Annotated in this window: 15 protein-coding genes; 8 read left to right on the plus strand and 7 right to left on the minus strand. The window is 61.3% G+C overall.

The features are described from left to right. Positions 1-10: 10 nt before the first annotated feature. Together LG409_RS07755 and LG409_RS07760 are read left to right on the plus strand one after the other, a co-directional pair. Positions 11-1,258: an ABC1 kinase family protein gene (locus LG409_RS07755; RefSeq protein WP_218314876.1), complete on the plus strand. Its 1,248-nt coding sequence runs from the start codon at positions 11-13 to the stop codon at positions 1,256-1,258. A gap of 99 nt (positions 1,259-1,357) precedes the next feature. Further along, the gene (locus LG409_RS07760) at positions 1,358-3,178 is read left to right on the plus strand and encodes an SEC-C metal-binding domain-containing protein (protein ID WP_100732178.1); all 1,821 of its coding nucleotides are present in this window, start codon (positions 1,358-1,360) and stop codon (positions 3,176-3,178) included. Here LG409_RS07760 and LG409_RS07765 read toward each other — a convergent pair. Beyond that, positions 3,175-4,542: an AmpG family muropeptide MFS transporter gene (locus LG409_RS07765; RefSeq protein WP_227407967.1), complete on the minus strand. Its 1,368-nt coding sequence runs from the start codon at positions 4,540-4,542 to the stop codon at positions 3,175-3,177. The two genes, LG409_RS07760 and LG409_RS07765, sit on opposite strands and share 4 nt — an antisense overlap. 113 nt (positions 4,543-4,655) lie before the next feature. On the opposite strand from LG409_RS07765, the gene LG409_RS07770 reads away from it, so the two are divergent. The 4 genes from LG409_RS07770 (at position 4,656) to LG409_RS07780 (ending at position 7,239) form a co-directional block, all read left to right on the plus strand. Further along, positions 4,656-5,174: an FKBP-type peptidyl-prolyl cis-trans isomerase gene (locus LG409_RS07770; protein ID WP_016913647.1), complete on the plus strand. Its 519-nt coding sequence runs from the start codon at positions 4,656-4,658 to the stop codon at positions 5,172-5,174. Between the two features lie 125 nt (positions 5,175-5,299). Further along, positions 5,300-5,425 (plus strand): cytochrome c oxidase subunit CcoM, encoded by a 126-nt coding sequence (ccoM, locus tag LG409_RS18630; protein ID WP_016913649.1) that lies wholly within the window; start codon positions 5,300-5,302, stop codon positions 5,423-5,425. Between the two features lie 309 nt (positions 5,426-5,734). After that, on the plus strand, positions 5,735-6,124 hold the full coding sequence (locus LG409_RS07775) for a hypothetical protein (RefSeq protein ID WP_227407968.1): 390 nt from the start codon (positions 5,735-5,737) through the stop codon (positions 6,122-6,124). 41 nt (positions 6,125-6,165) lie between these two features. Then, positions 6,166-7,239 (plus strand): GGDEF domain-containing protein, encoded by a 1,074-nt coding sequence (locus tag LG409_RS07780; RefSeq protein ID WP_096923105.1) that lies wholly within the window; start codon positions 6,166-6,168, stop codon positions 7,237-7,239. On the opposite strand, the gene LG409_RS07785 is transcribed toward LG409_RS07780, so the two are convergent. Genes LG409_RS07785 through LG409_RS07800 form a run of 4 tightly spaced genes read right to left on the minus strand, consistent with a single transcriptional unit; the run spans position 7,223 to position 11,594 of the window. Then, positions 7,223-7,672 carry a group I truncated hemoglobin gene (locus LG409_RS07785; RefSeq protein ID WP_144982565.1) on the minus strand — a complete coding sequence of 150 codons (450 nt, stop codon included), beginning with the start codon at positions 7,670-7,672 and terminating at the stop codon, positions 7,223-7,225. The genes LG409_RS07780 and LG409_RS07785 overlap by 17 nt on opposite strands. Positions 7,673-7,717: 45 nt before the next feature. Further along, complete coding sequence (locus LG409_RS07790; RefSeq protein ID WP_039178354.1) at positions 7,718-8,575, minus strand: DUF3034 family protein; 858 nt, start codon at positions 8,573-8,575, stop codon at positions 7,718-7,720. 14 nt (positions 8,576-8,589) lie between these two features. Continuing rightward, positions 8,590-10,884 (minus strand): putative bifunctional diguanylate cyclase/phosphodiesterase, encoded by a 2,295-nt coding sequence (locus tag LG409_RS07795; RefSeq protein ID WP_227407969.1) that lies wholly within the window; start codon positions 10,882-10,884, stop codon positions 8,590-8,592. A 32-nt stretch (positions 10,885-10,916) separates the two neighbouring features. Then, complete coding sequence (locus LG409_RS07800) at positions 10,917-11,594, minus strand: Cupredoxin (RefSeq protein WP_227407970.1); 678 nt, start codon at positions 11,592-11,594, stop codon at positions 10,917-10,919. A 219-nt stretch (positions 11,595-11,813) separates the two neighbouring features. On the opposite strand from LG409_RS07800, the gene LG409_RS07805 reads away from it, so the two are divergent. Both LG409_RS07805 and LG409_RS07810 read left to right on the plus strand, forming a co-directional pair. Then, positions 11,814-12,140 (plus strand): hypothetical protein, encoded by a 327-nt coding sequence (locus LG409_RS07805; protein ID WP_039178344.1) that lies wholly within the window; start codon positions 11,814-11,816, stop codon positions 12,138-12,140. 6 nt (positions 12,141-12,146) lie between these two features. Continuing rightward, entirely contained in the window at positions 12,147-13,376 is a 1,230-nt protein-coding gene (locus LG409_RS07810) for a PqqD family protein (RefSeq protein WP_227407971.1), read from the plus strand. 4 nt (positions 13,377-13,380) lie between these two features. On the opposite strand, the gene LG409_RS07815 is transcribed toward LG409_RS07810, so the two are convergent. Beyond that, a complete protein-coding gene (locus LG409_RS07815; protein ID WP_227407972.1) occupies positions 13,381-13,941 on the minus strand; it encodes a transglycosylase SLT domain-containing protein in 561 nt (186 codons plus the stop codon). A 10-nt stretch (positions 13,942-13,951) separates the two neighbouring features. Next, positions 13,952-15,682 (minus strand): proline--tRNA ligase, encoded by a 1,731-nt coding sequence (locus LG409_RS07820; RefSeq protein ID WP_100730559.1) that lies wholly within the window; start codon positions 15,680-15,682, stop codon positions 13,952-13,954. Between the last annotated feature and the right edge of the window lie 223 nt (positions 15,683-15,905).

Raw genomic sequence — 15,905 nt, forward strand, 5'->3', positions numbered from 1 at the left:
GGCGATCTCCATGCGCGAACGCGGCAGAACACGACGTTTACTGGGGCTGGGTGCCCGCACCGGCGGTGCACTGCTGAAGACTCGGCTGGGCGGCCAGGCAGATTGGCAGGCACTGGGCGAAGCGCTGTTCGAGGGGCTTTCCGAGTTGAAAGGCCCGGCCATGAAGCTGGCGCAGATCATGTCGCAGTGGGACGATTTGTTGCCGCCAGAGCTGGCCAACGAGCTGGCGCGCCTGCAGCGTCAGGCAGAGCCGATGCCGTGGCCCAAAATTCGCGAGGCGTTGGTGTTGCAGTACGGCGATATCGACAAGCACTTTCACAGCATCGAAGAGCGCCCGTTCGCCAGCGCCTCCATGGGCCAGGTGCACAAGGCCGTGACCCATGACGGTGAAACCGTGGTCCTCAAAGTGCAGTACCCCGGGCTTGCAGAGGTGCTGGAAAGCGACCTGAAGCAGGTCAAGCGGATCATGGGGCTGGGCCGCTGGTTCAAGGTGCCCCAGGCACGGCTGGATGCGCTGTTCGAGGAGTTGGCGGCGGGGCTGCGCGATGAACTGGATTACCATGCCGAGGCCCAAGCACTGGCGCGCTATCGCGAGCGCTACCTGAGCAACCCGGCGCTGGTGATCCCCGAGCCGCTGTTCGAGCTTTCCGGGCAGCATGTGCTGGCCATGCGCTATGTGGGCGGAACGCCGCTGCGTGAACTGGAGAGCGCCGACGATGCCACTCGCCAGCAGGTGGCTGTGGCGCTGGCCGACTGGATCACCGAAGAGCTGTTCACCTACCGCGAGCTGCATGCCGACCCCCACGCAGGCAACTTTGCCTGTGACGAGCAGGGGAGGCTGGTGATTTATGATCTGGGCGCCGTGATTCCGGTGCCGGAAGCGCGCCTGAAAGCCATGATGCAGCTTCTGGATGCCACCCTGGCACAGGACCCCATGGCCATGGACGATGCGCTGATGAAGATGGGCGGACGCCAGGGTCAGGGCGCTCCGCTGGCGCTCTACAAGGAGTCGGCAGAGTGCATCACGCCGCTGTTTGCGCCCGGCGAGCAGGACTTCAGCGATGTGCGTGTACACCGCCGACTGCGTGAGCTGACGCCCAAGGTATGGGCAGCCATGGACCGGCTGCAACCGCCGGCAGATACGCTGCTGCTTTCCCGAGCCCTGAACGGCCATTACTGGAATCTGGTAAGGCTGAAGGCGCGCCTCGACATGCAAGAGCGCACGCAGCCGCTGTTGACCTGGGCGCGCACCCCCTGACGGGGCCTTCTCCCTGAGCGATTGTCGCTGCGGCAGCGTGGTTAGCCATGCTAGACTACGGCGCTTTGAAAACGCGTATTGAAGACAGTGGAGACGGCAATGCTGGCGGTATGGGTCGATCAACTGCTGGGGTTTGCCTCTGGGGCACTCTCGGCAATCAGGCGGCAGGAGCACTACCCGGATTTCATGACCTGGGTGCGTGCCGAAGGCGCTGCATCCTTTAACGATAACCTAGCCACCGCGCAGGCGCTGGCGCCCATTTTATGGTCGCAGACACCGCTGGAGCGGCTGAACTTCGCCAGTGAACCGCTGGCCACGCCTGGCCGCAACGAGCCCTGCTGGTGCGATTCGGGCCGCAAGTACAAGCAGTGCTGCGACCGCGTCAACTTCCCCACCGAGATTCCCGAGCAGATGATGTGGATGCTCTCGCTGCGCGAGTGGAAAGGCGCCACTCTCAAGGCTGCCCTGGAGAGCCAGCAGGCACCGCCCCAGGCGCTGCTGGAAGCCGGGCTGATCGCGGCAGAAAGTGGCCAGACCGGCCGCGCCATGCAGATACTGGAGTCGTTGTTCGATGGCAGCGACTGGTCGCGGCTGCCTGAGCAGGCCGAACCCGCCTTCGAAATTTTGCTCGATATCTACCAGGAGCGTGGGTTCACCCGTAAACGCGCCGACCTGCTGGACGAGGTGATGGAGCGAGGGCCGCTGTTCTTGCGCGGCGTGGCCCTCGAGCGGCTGTGCCTGATGCACCTGGATAACGACGATCTCGACAGCGCTCGCGGGGCTTTTGTTAAAGCCCAGCAGGCGCTGCCCGACTCGCCGACGCTGGCCTATATCGAAGCCATGCTGCTGCTCCACGAAGGCCATGAGCAGGAAGCCAAGGAACGAGCCGATTTCTGGTATCGTCGCCTGGCACGCCAGGGCGGGCTGGATGACGAGCAGCTCGATTTTCTCGCCGCCCTGGCCGATAACCCTGGGGCCACCCTGGCCGACCAGCTATTGAGCGCCGAAGAGGACATGGCCACGCCGCTGGTGGCCCTGCAGGCGCTGCTGGCTGCGCTGCCCACCGCGCCGCTGTTGACCCTTACCCGTGACGATGAGCGGGGTCGTTTGCTGTATACCACCACCGCCCGTGAAGAGACGCTGTTTGCCGCCTGGCATGAGCAGTTCCAGGTGCTGGTGGACGAAGACGTGGCGCTGGGTTTTCGGGACGACCCCTGGGTCAACGCCATCGACTGGATGTCCGAGCTGTGCGCCCACCCCGAATGGCTGGATGCCCCCCAGGTCGTGCAGGATTTGACGCTGGCGCTGACCAGCCGCTTTGGCAGCCTGCCGTGGATGGCACCCAGCCTGCTGGAGCCTCTGGCGCTGCGCCTCTCGCGCTGGCTGGAGCAGGCTCGGGCCGCTGGTGAAGGCAGCCTGTGCTGGGACGATGCCGACAATGCCATGCTGCTGCGCACCGGCTTGGCGCTGGTAGTGGGCATGGAGCGGGGCGCGCGCCAGCACTCTCGGGAGCTGGCCGAAGAGCTGCTGGCCATCGATCAGGAAGATAGCCTTGGGCTACGTGAACTGGTGCTGGACCAGTTGCTGCGCGATGACCGCAACGAGGAGGCTCTGGCGTTGACCAACGAGCCGCAAAAGGACGACGGCTCGCTGGTGCTGGGACTATTGATGGGACGCACGCTGGCGCTTTATCGCCTGGGCCAACAGGAAGCCGCAGAAGCGGCGCTGGCCGATGTGATGGCCCACAGCCGCTATGCGCTGGAATTGATCTGCGCGGAAAACCCGCGCCCCTCCATGCCCCATCCGGATGGCCAGGTCGACCCAGGCTCCCGGGCGGAAGCCTGGCAGTACCGCACCCTGATGCGTGACCAGTGGCGCACCACGCCAGGCGCACTGGCCTGGCTGGAGCGCCACCGCTAGCGGGAAGCGATATTGGGCGTGGGCACCAGCTGCTTGTCGCGGCTGATCCAGATGGCCAGCAGGATGGCGGGCAGGCCCAGCAGGGTGGCGACCACGAAGAAAGTGGCGTAGCCCTGCGCCGTGACCACCAGGCCGCCAAAGCCGCTCAGGAATTTGCCTGGCAGCGTCATCAAGGATGAGAACAGCGCATACTGGGTGGCGGTATAGGCCCGTGAGGTGAGGCTGGAAAGAAACGCAATGAACACTGCGCTGGCCAGGCCATTGGCCAAGTTGTCACCAATAATGGTGATGACCAGCATCGGCACCTGGTTACCGATCAACGCCAGTACGGCAAACAGCAGGTTGGTCAGCGTGGCGGCCGCCGCGCCGAGAATCAGCACTGGGCCAATGCCGTAGCGGGCCACCAGTAACCCTCCCAGCAAACCACCGGTAATGCTCATGGCGATGCCGAAAATGTTGGTGACGCTGGCGATGGTGCCCAGTGAGAACCCGAGGTCGATGTACAGCGGGTTGGCCATGGAGCCCATGGCCAAATCACTGATCCGAAACATGCCAATGAACACCAGAATACCCAGTGCCTTCACCCCGTAGCGGCGAAAGAAATCGGTGAATGGGCAGACAATGGCCCCAATCGCCCAGGCGGTGATGCGCCGAAACGTTCTGGGTTGGCCGCGGCTGGCGCGCAGGAAGGCACGCACCCTGGGCTCATGGATCAACTGCACGCTCAGTGATGCGCGCTGGGGCTCTGGGCGAATCAATACCGTCAGCACCCCGATACCCACCAGCGCCGCCATGCTCAGGTAGGCGGCGCTCCAGGAAAAGGCCGACGCCACGTAAAGCGCGCCGGCCCCCGCCGCGATGAGTCCCCCGCGATAGCCAATGATATAGGTCGAGGCCATGGCCGCCTGAAGGTCGTCGTTGGCCGATTCGATCCGGTAAGCATCGATAGCGATGTCCTGAGTGGCCGAGCCAAACGCCACCAGCAGCGCAAAGGCCGCTACCCAGCCCAGGTTGTTTACTGGGTCGAGCCCGGCCAGCCCCACCAGCCCTGCGGCAATCATCCCCTGTGCCAGCAGCATCCAGCCTCTACGCTGCCCGAAGGTGCGGGTCAATAGCGGCAGGGCCAGCCGGTCGACCACCGGCGCCAAGAAGAACTTGATGGAGTAGAGCATGCCGATCCAGGCGAAGAAGCCAATGGCGGCCACTTCCACGCCATCGCTGCGTAGCCACGCCGAGAGGGTCGAAAATACCAGCAGAAAGGGCAGGCCAGCGGAAAAACCAAGAAACAGCATGGTGATGACCGGTGCCTTGAGATAGATGGCAAGTGCCGCCAGCCAGCTACGCTGGGGGTTAGGGGTGGGCATGGGGTGTTTCGCTCCAAAAGAAAACCAGGGCGCAAGGCCCGCTAAAAACCGGTCGGTGGTAAACTGGGCCCGACATCCTATCAAGCCGACAGCTTACCGGAGAGGAGTTTTCCATGTCGATTACCGCCCATCAGGTCGTCACCTTGCATTATGTCCTCAGCGACGTGCTCAGCGATGGCAGTACCCGTGTGCTGGACGACTCCCGCGCGCGCGAACAGCCCCTGGAGTACCTGCATGGCCACGATAATATTCTGCCTGGCCTGGAGCGTGACCTGGAAGGGCGCTCTGCTGGCGATGAGCTGCGGGTCACCTTGACCCCGGCAGACGCTTATGGCGTTCGCAATGAAGCGTTGGTGCAAGAGGTAAGCCGAGCATCGTTTGGCAGCGCGGAGCTTGCACCGGGCAGCCGTTTTCAAACCGAAGGCGAGGCCGGTCCGCAGATCGTCACCGTACTGAGTGTCGAGGGCGATAGCGTGACCGTGGATACCAATCACCCGCTGGCCGGGCACACGCTGCGCTACCACGTGACGCTGCTGGACGTGCGCGAGGCGACCCGCGCCGAATTGGCCAAGGGCCATCCGCTGCCGCCGGGTACCGAACACAGCAAGGTCGAAGACCGCAAAGTGCTCTAAAACTGACCTATATCAAGTTCGCCACGCCCCAGGGTGGAGTGGTTTTCAAAGGTTGACCCAGGTCAGTGTTCCCCTGCTCGAAACCCGTACGATGGCTTCATACATCACGGCGGGAGGGGAACATCATGTACTGGGACGATGCAGTCATTTTCGGCTTGGTAACTGTCGCATTGGTGATCGCGTTTATGGTGGGCTGGGTTGGTTTCGTGGTGCGTGATCATCTACGCAAGGATGAACGCAAGAAGCCTTGATCCAGCTGGCTGTAGCAGTCGTCAGGGGAGGGGGTTTACATGCAAGTGTAAACTTCCTTTTGCCGGCCCACTGGGCCGGCTTTTTTATGCCTGTGGTAAATCAGTTGACAGCCGTTGAAGTGTTTTGGCCTGATGCTCTGGTAAAGTGTGACCACTTGAACGCCTACCCTTACCAGGAACCGAACGGCCATGAACGCTGTGCTGCCACGTACTGCTGTAACGCCCCGCACTTCTTTGAAACCTCTCTGCAACATAGTGCTGGGACTGCTCCTTGCGCTATGTCTCCCGACCTTGGCCCAGGCGCAGGCGTTGAACCTGATCGATGGGGAAACCACCGAGAAAATCGCCATCAGTGATCTGCGTGAGCAGCCCAATACCACGTTTACCGTTTACGACCCTTATCAAGGGCGCGACGTGGAAATGCAGGGAATTCCGTTTCGTGAGTTCCTGGTGGAACACTTCGGGTCGGTACCCCCGCAACTGCACTTCACTGCCTGGGATGATTACGAAGTGACCCTGGGGGGCTGGGACAACCCGGTCTGGTATCTGGTCACCGTGGAAGATGGTGAGCCACTGACGTTGCGCTCGCGGGGCCCGGTGCGTCTGGTGGAGCGTGAATACTCTGGCCGTGATACCGAAAACCTGCGTGAATTCAACGATTGGATCTGGATGATTCGCAGCATCGAGGCGCAGTGGTGAGTGCAGCGCCACCAGGAGAGCCAAAGCGTCGCCCCCGCTACATGACGTGGCTCTCCTTGAGCTTGATGAGCTTCATGGGCCTGATGGTATTGATCGTCTATGAGTCTCGTTGGGTCTACCCGGAAATCCAGGCCTACTTCAGCCAGACCGGCAGCCTGACCGGGCAGCAGCTGGCGACTCGGGCGAGAGGCTACGTGCAGAGCGCCCAAGAGTCGCTGCTGGTGGCGACGTCGCCGCTGGAGATCAGCGAGGCCAACCATGCGCTGGATCTTGCCTATGGGCTTTTCGATGTCAGTGTATACCGTCAGAACTACTCCTGTACCCTGCCCAGCTTGGCACTGGTCGACGAGATGACCGAACGCCTGGAACAACAGCAGATCGAACCCATCGACGCGGCCCACGCGCTATTCATCGCCGTCGATTGCCTGACGCGTATCGAAATGCACCAATTGGATCGGCGCGGTATGGCGATCAATGATTTTTCCGAAAGCACCCGACGCCACAACCAGGTGTTGACCTACTCCAGTCTGCTGATCTTCGTGCTGGGTCTAGGGTTTTGGGCGATGCATGAGCGGCAGCTGCGTCAGACGGAACACGCCACTGCCGAAAAGCTGGCTTGGATGGCCCGCGCCATGCGCGACCCGCTCACGGGGATCGGTAATCGCAGTGCACTGCATCAGGACGTGGTGAGTCGCGAGGGTGAGTCGCTGGGACTGATCTTGATCGACATCGATTTTTTCAAGCAGTACAACGATGCGCTGGGGCATCCTCAGGGCGACCGACTGTTGCGCCAACTGGCAAGCATGATCGAGCAGGCGCTGGGGCCGACGGCCCAGCTTTATCGATTGGGAGGCGATGAGTTTGCGGCGTTGCTACCGTGCCCTTCCAATAGCGTACTGGCACAGCAGTGCGAAGCGCTTCAGGCGGCGCTCGATGCGGCCGAGTACCCGCATCCCGCTCACCCGGATAAAAAGCGCGTGACGCTTAGCGTGGGCGCCACGCGTTTCATTGCCATGGCAACGGCCTTTGCCGGTGCCTACGAAGCGGCAGATAAAGCCCTGTACCAGGTCAAGACCGCCGGACGTGATGGCTGGCAGATTACTGCAGGCGCATGACGTCGGCATACATGGGCGCCAGGCGGCCCAGCATGTCGTTACGTGCGGCTAGCGGTATCCCTTCCTCTATCATGGCCTCGTTCAAGTACTCTACTACTCGGTTGAAGTGAGCATCGGTGATGCCCATGGTCTGGTGAGCACGGTCCATGGGCGGGCCTTCGTACTGGCAAGGGCCATCGCTGATGTCACATAGCTGAGTGACCAAGGACGCCGCGAACAAATCGATGTTGCTATTGGCAAAATAGACGACGATATCGGCGTCATCGGCGATACGATACAGCAGGTTTTCCACGACGTTTTCCAGGCTGGCCTGCCCGCCGACGCGTTCGTATAACGTGGTGGATGGCTGCTGATGGGCGCAACCAGTGAGCAGGAGACCTGACAGGACTCCAATGATCAGCGTGTTGCGGATGGCCAAGTGGCGGTTACTCATGTCGACTCCTGAAAATGAAGGGCTGGGTCATGGGCCGAAGCCGCGTTAAAACGCCGCCTGTAACGAGAGATAGCCACCGCGCTGAGAAGGCAGACCGGCGATGTCGCCCAGATCCAGCCATGCCCCCGTCAAGGAAACGTGCTTGTTGAAGAAGTAGGCGCTATAGATGCTTTGCCAATCCTCTTCGTCGGCCACGCTCAGGTTGTCAGGTTTTTGTCGGTATTCGGTGCCGATGATCCAGTTGGGCGTGATGAACACGCCGACGCTCCCTTCTGCCATCCAGGATCGTCCGCCCTGGTCGCCGCCAAAACCGAGCAGTCCGCCCTGGTTGGCGGAAGTGTTGCGCAGGGTGCCATTGAGCAACACATTCCGGCCCAGCACGGCGTTGAACAGCAGCTTGCTGGCGCTCAGGTACGCTTCGGTCCCGCTCGTGTCATAAGCCCCCAGTGCGGTGGGCACAGTGCCATCGTCCAGGCGCTTGTGCATGACGCCAGCGCTCCAGATACCCCACGGGTGATACAGCACGTCGCCCCATAAACGCACCTTGGCGCCGTAGATGGCCTGTTCCAGTTCGCCGCCCAGGGTCGTCAGTTCGAAGCGTTGACGGGCAATCGAGACCTCCACACGGTCATGAATGTTGATGTTGGCGCCGGTCACGGTCAGACGATAATCATCCAGCCACGCTCGTGTCACGGCGGCAGTGACGCCCACTTCATCGTCACTGGCCGTGCTGGCGAGCACCGCCCATGGAGAAAGCCCGCCGCCTGCTGCCCCTTCGATGGCGGTGACCGCTCCGGTGCCCATGATACGGCTGCCTGCCGTGGCCGAGTTGGCCAGCAGCAGCGCACTGAGGGCGGTGGCCGCCACCCACAGGGGCCGTTTGAGTAAGTGCGCTTTACGCATGGTGTTCCCTTTTTTTAGTGTGCTTGCGTCAGAGGAGCGGCAAAGTTGATCGGCTCGAAGGCCTCCAGCCAGGGGGCAACGTCCTGGGCCGGCATGGGTCTTGATATCCAGTAGCCTTGCAGGTAGTCACAGTGTAATTGCTTGAGCAGCGCTGCGCTGGCGAGGTTTTCGACGCCCTCCGCGACAATACGTACCCCCAGGTTGTGGCCCATCTCGATGGTCGAGCGCACGATGGTCTGATCCTCCTCCTGGGTATCGAGCTTGAGCACGAAGGACTTGTCGATCTTGAGTTCATTCACGGGCAAGCGTTTGAGCTGAGCCAGTGACGAGTAGCCCGTGCCGTAATCGTCCACCGCAATTTTCAAGCCCATGTCGCTGAGTGCCAGCAGCGTACGCGTGGCAGCTTCGACATCCTGCATGACCGCGCTTTCGGTGACCTCTACGGCCAGCTGGTCAGGTGTCAGTCCGTAGCTCTCCATCAGGTCCTGGATGTGCAAGGCGAGATCGCTATCGATGACATCGCTGGCCGACAGGTTGATAGCCACCGAGACGTGATGCCCCGCGTGTTTCCAGCGCTGCAACTGCTCGCAGACATGGATCAGCATCCAGTCCGACAGCAGGCCGATGTTGCCTGAGCGCTCGGCCAGTTCGATGAACTCATCCGGCGGCACGAAGCCCAGCGTAGGATGGCGCCAGCGCATCAGTGCCTCGAATTGGCAGACATGGCCAGTGGAGGTATCCACTTTGGGTTGATAGGCCATCCACAGCTCGTTTTTGTCCACGGCTTCCTGCAGGTCTCTGATCAGCATGAGCTGGCGCAGATGCTGCTCGTCTTGTCCATCCTGGTAGCGCTTGTGGCTGTGGCGGTGTCGGCGCGCCTGATCCAGGGCAATGTCTGAACGGCGTAGCAGTAAGCGGGCGCTATTGCCGTGTTCTGGGTAGCTGACCTCACCGGCAGAGAGGGAAGGTACGATCATGGACTGATCCAGGCGAATCGGCTCGCTGATCAGCGTCATCATCTCTTCCCGCTGTGCCTCGATGAAGTTTGCCTGACGAATCAGCAGCATCAACTCGTCCCCATCCAGCCGATAGGCCTTGTGAATAGGTTCAGGCAACTGCTGTAAACGGTGCGCCAGGGCAACCAGCAAATGGTCCCCCAGCTCATACCCGAAGGTATCGTTGATGTCACGAAAATCGTTGATCGAAAAACGTAGTAACGTGAAGGGACGCGCTCTGGCAACGAGCTGCTCGATGTCTTCGACGGCACTGAGTCGGTTGGGCAAGTTCGTCAAACGGTCATGACGAGACTGGTGCAGCAGGGTGGCCTCCCGCTTGGCGATGGCCTCCTGCATCGAGTAGAGCGTGCTGGCCAGCTGTTGGGTCTCGGCCACCGAGCCCTCTTTGGGCAGTGCCATCCGTTCTCCACGGCCAATGCGCTGAGCGGCCTGGGCCAGCGCAATCAGCGGCTGGCTGATACTGCGAGCGCTCCATAGCGCGGCTGCCAATGTGAGCAGCAGCATCAATACGACGATACCGAATAATTGCAACTGCAGCCGACTATAGGCGCTCAGCAGCTCATCACGAGAAAGCTGAATCAATACGTGGGATTGATATTGTTCGGTGGACAGCAGCGCCGATGAGTAGGCCAGGTAACGGTGGTCGCCTGCCAAGTTCAGCGCTTGCTCGGCTCCCCCGGGCCTTGAGCTGGCCAGGTAGCTAAGCTCGCCTGCGGCATCGTAGGTGACGACGCTCACGTCCAGGCCGGTCAGCGTGTTGATCTCCTGAGTAACGTCTTCATCGATCAGAAAGCCCATGCCTACCCAGCCGATAAGGTTGGGCGCACGCACGGGCAGCAGTGCAAACTCATAGGGCTGGCCCTGATCGATCACGACGCCCACGCCGCTGCCGCTTTGCTGGGCGCGATCGAACAGTTCAGGAAACGGCATGGCGCTGTCCTGATCGTGATGGCTGCTGGCCAGGACCTCGCCGTTCAAATTGCTCAGCAGCACCATGTCCGCCTGGGCACGGTCGCCATGATTTCCCAACACGGAATAGAGGGTGGCCGTATCCTGGGTTGCCACGGCACTCTTGAAGCCAAAGTCGTCGGCCAGAATCGCAACGTTGTCCCGCAATTGGTCACCGCGAATTTCAAGGAACTGCTCGAAGACGCGTGCGCCGACCTCTAAACGCTGATTGCCTTTTGCCAGGGCATCGTTTTGGGTAGCGCGCAAGAAAGCCACGCCCGTAGCGAGCTGGGAGACGATCACTACGGTCAGCAGAACCAGGGTCAAGCGCGTGCGAAAGCGCATTTCAACCTCGTTTCATCGCTGCTTGGCAGCGTTCAGTGAGTGTGAGTCGCATTACGAAAACGCTGCTGTAGCGGTGACAGCTCGGGAGGCTCCGGGGTCAGGGCGTTAAGCTCCAGACTGACCATCAGGTCGTCGGCGTCGCTGATGCTGCCTTCCCACCATACATTCTGGCTGTCATCCATGCGACGGTGCCAGACTCGAATACGATGGTCACCTGCTGGGAGGTCGCTCAGATCGAGCTTGCCCGCACTATCGGTCATGCCTACATAGGGTGCTTCGCTGACCACAATAAACGCCTGCATCTGGTCATGGATATTGCAGCCGAGTACCACGACCCCTGGCTGGTCGAAGTGAACGGGTGGCGGTGTTTCGCTCAGAAACAGCTCCAGGTCGAAGACCTTGGCGGGTGAAAACGAGAATACGTGATGTCGAGTCGTGTCCTCGTTGGGGAAAGCGACATGGCTGCCTACCGGGATCGTGGTGACGGTAGGGTTGAAGGCGGCATTGCGCTGCACGATATTTTTTTCGGTGGCTGCCGGTAACGTTGCCCCATCGATATAGATCTCGACCACGGCATCTTCCAACGGCGCGCCTTGAGTGTCGGTGACGCTGACACTGGCTGCGAAGACTGAAAAGCTGCACAGCGACACGGCAATGCCAAGTGGCCAGGCAAAAGTGCGGGTTCTCGCAAATTGACGCAATGCAGGCATGGGGGGCTACCTAAGTGGGGTCAGGGAAATGGCCTTATGATCTATTTATTATGTTGAAAAGTCATGTTTTTGCTCTAACGATAAAACCCTGAAAGGTAAAAAAGAGTAAACAATGGGGAAGTCGGTATGGGTATCTGGTGTCGGTGGGTCGCCTTGGCTAGAGTAATTTGAGAAACAGTGTTCGTTAACTTGAAGATCATCTTGACGAGGAGAACCACCATGTCCCATGAAACCGAAGAGGTGTTGCAGAAGCGCCGCTCGCGCCGCCAAGTACTGGCCAGCCTTGGGCTGGGTGCCGCAGCGCTTTATGTCGCCCCTACGTTCCTGTCGATGGGGCAGGCGGAAGCGCGTGGTCGCCGCTCACGTCACAGCCGCTCGCGGCCCAGCTATTCACGCCCTCGGCACAAGCATCATGCCCATCGTGATGAGCGTTACTACCGTCCCTATGATCGTCGCCGGGCTGGCTATTCACGCCCGCATCGATCCCGCTGGGAGCGTGATGGCGTCATCGAAATCCGACTTAGTCGCGTGCTGCCCAGGTGGTAACCGATCATGGCCATCCCTAATGAGCACGACTACCATCTGACCAGTATTGGCCCCTGCCTGCGCCTGGTAGAGGCGGAGGGGCTCTTGCCCGTGTTGCAGCAGGCCATGCCAGGCTGGCCCATCGAACGCTGCTCGGCGTTGCCGGAAGCCCCCGAAATCTGCGTTTGGCAGCACCCCGACGGCTACTGGCAGGAAGCTCCCGCGCTGCCCCAAGGTGCCTTGTTGGACACTGATGTCGGCACTGCCTGTAGCGTCGTCGCCGATTTGGCCGGGGCGTTCCTGCATCGCCACCCTGAGCTGGTGGGGTTGCACTGTGGCTCGGTGGAGCTCAACGGGCAGCTGGTGATTTTTCCCGATGCCCACCGTGCTGGAAAAAGCACCTTGACCTCGGCATTTGCTGCCGCAGGCTGCCGTGTGTTCGGGGATGATGTGCTGGCGCTCAATCCTGAAGGTGAAGGCATCGCGCTTGGCGTGGCGCCGCGTTTGCGGTTACCGGTCCCGGAGGCCTTGTCGGTAGATTTTCAGCACTTCGTGGCCTGCCATCTTGGTCCTTTCGACGACCGTTACGGTTATCTGAACTTGTCGAGTTCCCAACTGGCAGCCCATGGCGACCGCTCCCCGCTGGGGGCCGTGCTGCTGATCGACCGAGACCCCACGTTGACGGCCCCCCAACTGACACGCCTGCAGCCGGGCGATGGCTTATGGCAGTTGTTGCAACAGAACTTTGCCGAGCACGAGTCGGATCAGGCGCTGATGGATCGCTTCCTGCCGCTACTGCAGCGGCTACCGTGCTTTCTGCTGCGATACTCGGACGCTTATGAGGCAGCCCTGTGGCTGGCACAGCGCTGGGAGGGTCAGCCGTTCTCTGCAGATCGGCAGCAGGGGCAATCGGTGGCAAGTGCTGAACGGGCGGAGGTGCCTGCGCTGCCCTTGGACGATGCCCGCTACTGGCACACCAGCCCGGCGGCCTTCGAGTGGTCGCTGGGCGATGAGCTGTTCGTGATTGGCCAGAACGGGGGTGATATTCATCGAATGAACGCGACCAGCCGCGCAGTATGGGCTCTATTGCAGCATGAGCCGATGAACCTGCAGGAATTGAGTGAGACGCTCGTGGCGTTCTTCGAAGGGGCGTCGCTGCTGCAGGTAACGCGTGACGTGGCACAGTTGCTGGCCAATCTGGCTAAGGCGGGCTTGCTGCACAGTGTTGAAGCAGAGGTTGACAGGATGACTGAGTGACCGGCTAACGCCAATGGTCGCGCCAGGCCTTCAATACCCGCTCGGGGTACCAGGTTTGCCCGAGACTGCCGTTGTAGCGAGCCAGAGCGCGGGTGAAGTCACCCCGCTCAACGGCAAGATAGTGAGCCAGAATGGTGCTGCCGTAGCGCAGATTTCGGTTGGGTTCGGTCAGGTCGTCCATGGGCAGGCCCAGCTCGGCGACCCAGAAGGGCATGATCTGCATCAGCCCAACGGCCCCCGCCGAAGAAACGGCATCTGCCTTGAAGGCGCTCTCTACCTGAATCAGCGCCAGCACGAGGTCGGGGGGCAGGCCGGCCAGATGGGCCTCCTGATACACCCGCGTCAGCAAGGCCATCCGCATGTCTGGGTCATTCATGAAACGCGACAGTGGCGCATCCTGACGGGTGCGCCACTGTTGGAGTTGCCACTGGTGATAGGGCGTTTGCAGCGCGGCCGCATCGAGGGTCGAACGCAGCGGGGGCTCCGCTGCGTTTACCGTGAGGGCGCTGCTGAGTCCCATCACTGCGAGCCCCAGCATCAGGGCTCGCACCAGGCCGTGCAGCATGAGGGGCCGATCAGCCCTGTGCCAGGCCCGCTTTGTCACGCAGGAACTCGACGATCGTGTCGGCGGGCACCATGGTGGCGTCGCTGTCGCGGCGGCCTTTGTACTCCAGCTCGCCGTTGTCCAGGCCACGGTCGCCGATCACCAGGCGGTGCGGCACGCCCATCAGTTCCAGGTCGGCGAACTTGACGCCGGGACGAGTATCGCGGTCATCCAGCAGCACGTCCAGACCTGCCGCCGTGAGTGCCTGGTAGAGGCGCTCAGACTCTTCACGCACCCGCTGAGACTTGTGGGCGTTCATGGGCACCAGCGCCACCTGGAAAGGCGCGATGGCGTTGGGCCAGATGATGCCTGCATCGTCGTGGTTCTGCTCGATAGCAGCGGCAACCACACGGGTCACGCCAATGCCGTAGCAGCCCATGAACGGGTGGCTGGTCTTGCCGCTGTCGCCCAGTACGCTGGCATTCATGGCCTGGGAGTACTTCTGGCCCAGCTGGAACACATGACCCACTTCGATACCGCGTTTGATCAGCAGGGTGCCCTGACCATCCGGCGAGGGGTCGCCCTCTACCACGCTGCGCAGGTCGGCGACCTGGGGCAGAGGGGCGTCGCGCTCCCAGTTGATACCGAAGTAGTGCTTGCCATCGACGTTGGCGCCCGCGCCGAAGTCGCTCATCAGCGCCACGCTGCGGTCGATGATGATCGGCATGTCAAGGCCCACGGGGCCCAGGGAGCCCGGGCCGGCTCCTACTGCTGCACGAATCTCTTCTTCGCTGGCCATGGTCAGGGGTGCCTTGACCTGCGGCAGGTTCTCCGCTTTGACCTCGTTCAGCGCGTGATCGCCACGCACCAGCAGAGCAATCAGGCCACCTTCTGCGGCGTGGACCATCAGCGTCTTGAGGGTCTTTTCGATAGGCAGGTTGAACTGTTCGACCAGAGCGGCAATGGTCTTGGCATCGGGGGTGTCGACCAGACGCATCTCTTCGCTGGGCGCGCTGCGCTCTACCTGACTGCCCAACGGGGCGGGCAGGGCTTCGGCTTTTTCGATGTTGGCGGCGTAGTCGGAGGCGTTGGAGAAGACGATGTCGTCTTCGCCGGAGTCGGCCAGCACATGGAACTCATGAGAGCCGGTGCCACCGATGGAGCCGTTATCGGCAATGACCGGGCGGAAGTCGAGCCCCAGACGCGTGAAGATGCGCGTGTAGGCATCGTACATGGCCTGGTAGGTCTCTTTCATCGACGCTTCATCGAGATGGAAAGAGTAGGCATCCTTCATGATGAACTCACGCGAGCGCATCACGCCGAAACGGGGGCGAATTTCATCGCGGAACTTGGTCTGAATCTGGTAGAAGTTCACCGGCAGCTGCTTGTAGCTGGAAATTTCCCGGCGCACCAGGTCCGTGATGACCTCTTCATGGGTGGGGCCCACGCAGTAGTCGCGGTCGTGGCGGTCCGTCAGGCGCAGCAGCTCGGGGCCGTACTGCTCCCAGCGGCCCGACTCCTGCCACAGGTCGGCGGGCTGTACGGCGGGCATCAGTACTTCCTGGGCTCCGGCGCGGTTCATCTCTTCACGCACGATGGCTTCGACCTTGCGCAGCGTGCGCAGGCCCAGCGGCAGCCAGGTATACAGGCCCGAGGTCAGACGGCGAATCATACCGGCGCGCAGCATTAACTGGTGGCTGATGACTTCAGCGTCGGCCGGGGTTTCTTTCAAGGTGGCGATCAATAGTTGGCTGGCGCGCATGGGCGTGAGCATTCCTTGGGTTGTCGATGGTGCTGAGTATGAGAAGCGCGTTGCGCTTAATCCAGCGTTGAAAGCGGCATTGTACGGCCAAGCGGGGAAGGCGGCAAAATCCTGTGTAGACGTCAGGGCGTGTGCTTAGCACGAAATATGCTAAACTCGACCCGTTTTGTAACGCGATAGCCTGCGCCTATAACAAGCGTGTCACTTCATACGATGGCTATCG

The organism is Halomonas sp. NyZ770, assembly GCF_020616575.1.
GTDB lineage: Bacteria > Pseudomonadota > Gammaproteobacteria > Pseudomonadales > Halomonadaceae > Vreelandella > Vreelandella hamiltonii.

Excerpts from the sequence above, each read along its gene's own strand:
- LG409_RS07755 (WP_218314876.1), top strand. The coding sequence starts at position 11 with ATGCGCGAACGCGGCAGAACACGACGTTTACTGGGGCTGGGTGCCCGC.
- LG409_RS07760 (WP_100732178.1), top strand. The coding sequence starts at position 1,358 with ATGCTGGCGGTATGGGTCGATCAACTGCTGGGGTTTGCCTCTGGGGCA.
- LG409_RS07765 (WP_227407967.1), bottom strand. The coding sequence starts at position 4,542 with ATGCCCACCCCTAACCCCCAGCGTAGCTGGCTGGCGGCACTTGCCATC.
- LG409_RS07770 (WP_016913647.1), top strand. The coding sequence starts at position 4,656 with ATGTCGATTACCGCCCATCAGGTCGTCACCTTGCATTATGTCCTCAGC.
- ccoM (WP_016913649.1), top strand. The coding sequence starts at position 5,300 with ATGTACTGGGACGATGCAGTCATTTTCGGCTTGGTAACTGTCGCATTG.
- LG409_RS07780 (WP_096923105.1), top strand. The coding sequence starts at position 6,166 with ATGACGTGGCTCTCCTTGAGCTTGATGAGCTTCATGGGCCTGATGGTA.
- LG409_RS07785 (WP_144982565.1), bottom strand. The coding sequence starts at position 7,672 with ATGAGTAACCGCCACTTGGCCATCCGCAACACGCTGATCATTGGAGTC.
- LG409_RS07790 (WP_039178354.1), bottom strand. The coding sequence starts at position 8,575 with ATGCGTAAAGCGCACTTACTCAAACGGCCCCTGTGGGTGGCGGCCACC.
- LG409_RS07795 (WP_227407969.1), bottom strand. The coding sequence starts at position 10,884 with ATGCGCTTTCGCACGCGCTTGACCCTGGTTCTGCTGACCGTAGTGATC.
- LG409_RS07800 (WP_227407970.1), bottom strand. The coding sequence starts at position 11,594 with ATGCCTGCATTGCGTCAATTTGCGAGAACCCGCACTTTTGCCTGGCCA.
- LG409_RS07805 (WP_039178344.1), top strand. The coding sequence starts at position 11,814 with ATGTCCCATGAAACCGAAGAGGTGTTGCAGAAGCGCCGCTCGCGCCGC.
- LG409_RS07810 (WP_227407971.1), top strand. The coding sequence starts at position 12,147 with ATGGCCATCCCTAATGAGCACGACTACCATCTGACCAGTATTGGCCCC.
- LG409_RS07815 (WP_227407972.1), bottom strand. The coding sequence starts at position 13,941 with ATGCTGCACGGCCTGGTGCGAGCCCTGATGCTGGGGCTCGCAGTGATG.
- LG409_RS07820 (WP_100730559.1), bottom strand. The coding sequence starts at position 15,682 with ATGCGCGCCAGCCAACTATTGATCGCCACCTTGAAAGAAACCCCGGCC.